Source organism: Chamaesiphon polymorphus CCALA 037 (genome assembly GCF_003003845.1).
Taxonomy (GTDB): domain Bacteria; phylum Cyanobacteriota; class Cyanobacteriia; order Cyanobacteriales; family Chamaesiphonaceae; genus Chamaesiphon; species Chamaesiphon polymorphus.
In genome coordinates this window covers 1-5,589 of record NZ_PVWO01000396.1, presented here as the reverse complement: position 1 = coordinate 5,589, position 5,589 = coordinate 1, and the positions used below count along the sequence as shown (strand labels likewise).

Sequence of the window (5,589 nt, the reverse complement as noted above, 5' to 3'; positions counted from 1 at the left end):
CTTATAAAGGGGGGGGCTTATCTGGCTCCCTACTCTTGAGAGGGGGGAGGACTGCTCCGGCTCCCTCCCCTTATAAAGGGTAGGGCTGGGGTGGGGTAACACAGACTACGCAGCAACTCAAATAACTTGTATATGCACTTAAACTCGAACGGCGATCGCGGCTCGGACGACAATAACGGTACAATCCGAACCGCGAGCGATCGCTTCGGGAATATTTCCTTGAATGCTTTGCTTGAGTAAGCCTTCTCGACTTGCGCCGAGGATAATTGCATCGCATTGTCGATCGATGGCATAATCGATCGCTGTGCGGGGAATGTCATCGGAATAAAGGGTCGCGATCTTGGCAACTGCATTTGTGGATTGGGAGATCGCATCTGCCGCAGTATTTAAATTTGTCAAATCTGGTGGGTCGTCTGTGAGCGGGAAAACCTGGCATAAATGGACATCTGGTTGGCGATTGAGGGCGATTAGAGCTGGTAATAGTTGCAGTGCATACTCAGTATTCGGCCCACCCGCGATCGGCACCAACCACCGATGGAGGCGAGTCAGCCGTAGTCGTGCATCGATCGCCATGTCGGCAGGCACATTGGGTTGCAACCGCTCGCCGAGCTTAATGAGCATGACATGACAGGGAGCTTGCTGGATGGCCAGATCTACAGTAGTCCCAAAGATCCGACCGGGATGGGACGTTTTGCCCTGCCAACCCATACAGAGCAGATCGATATGTCGATCGCGAACAGTCTCTAAGATCGTGGCGGCGACATTGTGGGTAACGCGGATTTGGGTATGTACGGGGATTCCCAACGTTTTGCCCACGGCGGTAGCTCGATCGCATAATTGCCTGCTAGCGGTCAGATCTACAGGCGTTTCCGCAGGTAAACTAGAGCGGGGAATGACGATCGCGTGCAAACATTCTAGTTCGTAGTTCGATTCCAAGGCGATCGCGGCTGCCAATCGCAGCAGCAGGTCTGCCGTCTGCGGGTTACTCAGCGGCACGAGCAGCCGCCCGCGCCCCGTTGCCGGACTTTGAGTGCGATAGACCAGATAAGACGGCTCAGAACGGGTTTTGAGCGGGCTGACGGTACTACTGACTCGTTCTGCTTCGACGCGAATAATATCGGCACGAGTAATGATGCCGACTAGTTTTCGACCATCAACAACGGGTAATCTCCCGATCTGATAGCGATCGAGCAGATGCAATACAGATGTGAGCGGATCGCTAGGACTGACGGTGATTAACCGCCGTGTCATCAGTGTCGCGATCGTGGCCTCCCGATGCCACTGTCGATCTTCGAGCACCGATAAATCGCGTTGGGTAATAATGCCGACTAACTGGCCGTCATCGACGATCGGAAATCCCCGATGGGGAGAATTGGCGAAAGCGCGCACGGCTTGAGCGAGCGTCATTTGACTGGATAGTGTTTCGACGCGCCGTTGCATTAAATCGGCGGCGGTCAACCCGACCCAGCTTTGCTGTGCTAAGTCCGGGAGATCGAGATTAATCCCCTTGCCGCTAAGTACGTGTTGGTAAATAGAGCCAGGAAACAATTTTTCGGCCACCAGATAGGCCACAACCGCGCCAAGCATCAACGGTAATACCAGGTCGAATTCGGCGGTCATTTCCCAGACGATCGCGATCGCGACCATCGGACGATGGGTGACGGCACTAAATAGCGCGCTCATTCCCGTGAGGGCGTAAACTGTCGGCGAACTCAGGACTAAATCGGTGGGTAAAATCCCGTGGTGGTAGCAACTTTGCGCCCCAGTCGCCACGAGATTGCCCAAGGCAGCACCTAAAATCAGGCTGGGTGCAAACAAACCTCCAGGCGCAGTGGAGCCAAACCCCACGCAACTGAGCACGAATTGACCGCCCAAAATCCACGCCGCCATCTGCCAATCGATGCGACCGACGATCGCAAAATCTTGTAAATCTCTGCTAGTCTGCAAAGCATGAGGTAAGAGGATGGTCAGAATACTGGTTATCCCGCCAGCCACCGCGACTTTTACCGCTAGCGATCGATCGCGAAACTGCCGCCGATACAACTTGACACTAGCTAGGAGACTGCGGTTGAATAAGACCCCCACCAGTCCAGCCAGCATCCCCACCGCAATTAATAGTGGAATCTCTGCTAGATCGAACTGAATCTGCACCTGACTCAGATCGGGTAACATCCCGCCGCCACCCAGCGCGCGAGCAATGACACCGCCCACTACTGCGGCAATAATCGCCGTGCCCAACGTCAGATCGGAGACATCTTGCATCAATTCTTCGATCGCAAATAAGACACCCGCGATCGGGGCATTAAAACTCGCTGCCAGCCCTGCCGCTGCCCCCGCCGCAATTAATTGGCGTTGATAGGTTGGCGACGTTTCCGCCCAATGACTCAATTGAGCGGCTAAGGCTGCCCCAATTTGCACCGTCGGCCCCTGTCGTCCCAGAGCAAGGCCAGAACCCAACGAGAGTGCCGTACTCAGCCACTTAACTATTGCTACCCGCAAATCTAGGGCGATCGGGACGTAGCCCAAAGCCGCCTTGACTTGCGGAATCCCGCTCCCTGAAGCCTCTGGAGCCAAGCGTTCGACTAATAAACCGCTCAGATATCCGCCAACAATGCCGATGAGGGGCAACACCAGCCACGGCGAATACATTCCGGCTAAATCTACTCGCCATGCGTCCAACCACGCCACCGATTGTTTTAGTCCCACTGCTGCTAGAGCCGAGACAATTCCGATCGAGCAAGCTTCGACAATGGCGATGCGCTTACCCAGCGGCTCGACTAAAGATTTGGGGCGTAATAGTTTTCGGATTTGTCGATCGATCCACATTCAGTTTGCTACCGCGCGATCTTGAAGCTGGCTATCTACCCTTGTATTTATACCTCATCTGTTCGCCAAATAACTCGATCGAGCGGGGAATAAATATCGATTCGATCTACTCAAAATTAAGTAGCTTGCACTGCTGCCATAAAAGTTTTCATCGCTTCTAAGCGGGAGGGTATTTGAACGCAACGCACCAGTAAATCGAGATCTAAATTGGGTAAAAGTTGACTGCGATCGACCAAGCTATAGCTATCGGCTTCTAAATAATAAACCTGAAGTCGATCGTCTTCCCACAGCCACACTTCCGGAATTTGAAAGCGACGATATTTTTCCAGCTTGCTCAGGTTTCCACTAGTTAAAATTACCTCGATGGCTAAGTCGGGATGCTCTTTTTGCTCGCCCAAGTAGTAAGATTCATCTGGCTCGAAGGAAGTCCCTTTTGCTTCACCTCTGCGGGTAGCACTGCCCACGGGTATAAATTCTATACCGCTGGCGATAAAATAGGCTTCTAAGAACATGCCGATTAAAGACTTAATCAGTTCGTGGGGTTCGCCAAGGGTCATGATTTCGATCGATCCATCCAAGTAAGTAATGCGTAGTCCAGGCGAGTCTGCTAGCAGAGCTTCTAAGGCTTCAAACTGCTGCCAATTATAGGTTCCTGGCATTAGCAATCGCTGCTCTCGATCGGTATCGGATTGCACTGATAAGGTAATACTCATTTTTTATAGCCTCTCAAACCAAATCGAGATTTAACTTGTTGTTATCGCAGATCGATCGTAGTTAATATTGTACCAAAATAAAATCCACCACCTTTAAAGATGATGGATGTCTATTTTACTAAGTACGTAGACGCAGTTATTTAACAATAGATTATGTCTGAAACTAAGCTGTGGGCATTGCCCACCCTACTGGCTATCGACGATCGACTATCAACTATTTACCGGATATATTCTTTAAGAATACTATTGCGATTGGGGTGACGTAGTTTGCGGAGAGCTTTAGCTTCGATTTGACGAATGCGTTCGCGAGTAACATTGAAGATCTGACCGATTTCTTCCAAGGTTTTCATGCGTCCGTCATCCAAACCATAACGCAGGCGTAAAACATCGCGTTCGCGAGGGCTTAATGTGTCGAGCACGCCTTCCAAATCTTCGCGGAGCAAACTCTTAGATACTTGATCTTCTGGCATCTCACCGTCAGCTTCGATAAAGTCGCCGAGTCTAGAATCTTCTTCTTTCCCAATCGGTGTTTCTAGCGAGATCGGCAACTGGGCAGATTTAGCAATAAACCGCAGTTTTTCGATCGTCATTTCCATGCGGGTAGCAATTTCTTCCTCTGTCGGTTTGCGACCCATTTCTTGAGAAAGTAATTTAGTAGTCTTTTTAATCCGCGAAATAGTTTCGTATAAGTGGACTGGTAGACGAATCGTCCTCGATTGATCCGCGATCGCGCGGGTAATTGCTTGCCGAATCCACCAAGTTGCATAAGTCGAGAACTTATAGCCTTTTTCGTGGTCGAATTTCTCAGCGGCACGGATTAAACCCAAGCTACCTTCTTGAATTAAATCTTGGAAAGAAAGACCGCGATTCATGTATTTTTTGGCGATCGAAACAACCAGTCGGAGGTTCGATTGTACCATTTTATCTTTAGCGCGTCGGCCTAAAAATAACCGATGGCGAAACTGATTGAGTGGCATTGAAGCGACTGCTGCCCACTCACGATCGTGTGGTTCGCGATCCAAGTCGTTGAGGAGCTTTTCGCGCATTCGCTCCAATTCTAGCAAGTCGGCAATTTTGCGAGCGAGTTCGATTTCTTCGTCGGCGCGGAGGAGGCGAATTCGACCGATTTCTTGCAGATAGAGTCGAATCGAGTCTTCCGTAAATTGTTTTTTCTTAGTTTGAACGCGACGGCGGGAGGCTTTCACCTTCCCCAGCTTACCATCCTCGTCTTCGACATCAGATTCTCCTTCAGAATCAGCAGTAAAGTCTTCAGCATCAACATCTTCGTCGAGCAGTAATTCCAACTCGCTGTCGGAGTCTTTAGTCGTTAAGGTTGCGAGCATGTCTTTAGTCTGGGTCATTTGTGGGTCCTCTTACTCCTATCTATAACAATGAACTAATGTAGGTGCTATATTTCATGAAGAAATAGTTTTGCTGCTTGCATATCTTTAACAATTCTGACAGATTGCTAGTGTCTACTCAAGCGGAAATGTCGATCTCGAACAGTGGCCGATCTAATAGTCTTCGCTCATAGAGCATTCTCGATGGGGAAAGCCCTTTTGATTGTAGCTCTTATTAAAATTTTTGCCAGTTTCGATTGTTAATAAAAATATCAATTTATTCAGAGTTCACTCTCATAAATATAGCAATTTAGCTGTTATAGTGCTCAAACGCTTTCGCCATAAGCAAAATTTTGTTTGGGTGGCTGGGATCGCTCCCGATCGACTCTAGGTACTATTGCGATCGAAAGATAGTTAAGAGCGCAGTTGGATCGGTCTTAATTTTCGATACTCATCTAGATCTTGTGTCTTTCAATTTTGCATGACGATCGTTCCGCAAACGGTAATGAGATTACCACGAACAATCTCTCGATTGTTATTTTTATGACTAAATGCTCGACTTTGTAACAAATAGTTAACAATAGCCTTCAAGTCACTCTAATCGTGAGGAATTATTTCTCCCTCTCAATCCACAGTCTAACTGTTTAGTTTCACTTTGCCCACCCAATTTGACGTGACAATCGTGCGTTAATTTGCTGAAATTGTTGCGA

At 49.1% G+C, this 5,589-nt stretch carries 3 protein-coding genes; all 3 read right to left on the bottom strand.

Annotation, left to right across the window (positions count from 1 at the left end; all coding sequences use genetic code 11):
* Positions 1-138: 138 nt before the first annotated feature.
* A complete protein-coding gene (locus C7B77_RS22715; RefSeq protein ID WP_106310270.1) occupies positions 139-2,826 on the bottom strand; it encodes a chloride channel protein in 2,688 nt (895 codons plus the stop codon).
* Between the two features lie 116 nt (positions 2,827-2,942).
* A complete protein-coding gene (locus tag C7B77_RS22710) occupies positions 2,943-3,539 on the bottom strand; it encodes a Uma2 family endonuclease (protein ID WP_106310267.1) in 597 nt (198 codons plus the stop codon).
* Between the two features lie 218 nt (positions 3,540-3,757).
* Positions 3,758-4,900 (bottom strand): RNA polymerase sigma factor RpoD, encoded by a 1,143-nt coding sequence (gene rpoD / locus C7B77_RS22705; protein ID WP_106310264.1) that lies wholly within the window; start codon positions 4,898-4,900, stop codon positions 3,758-3,760.
* Between the last annotated feature and the right edge of the window lie 689 nt (positions 4,901-5,589).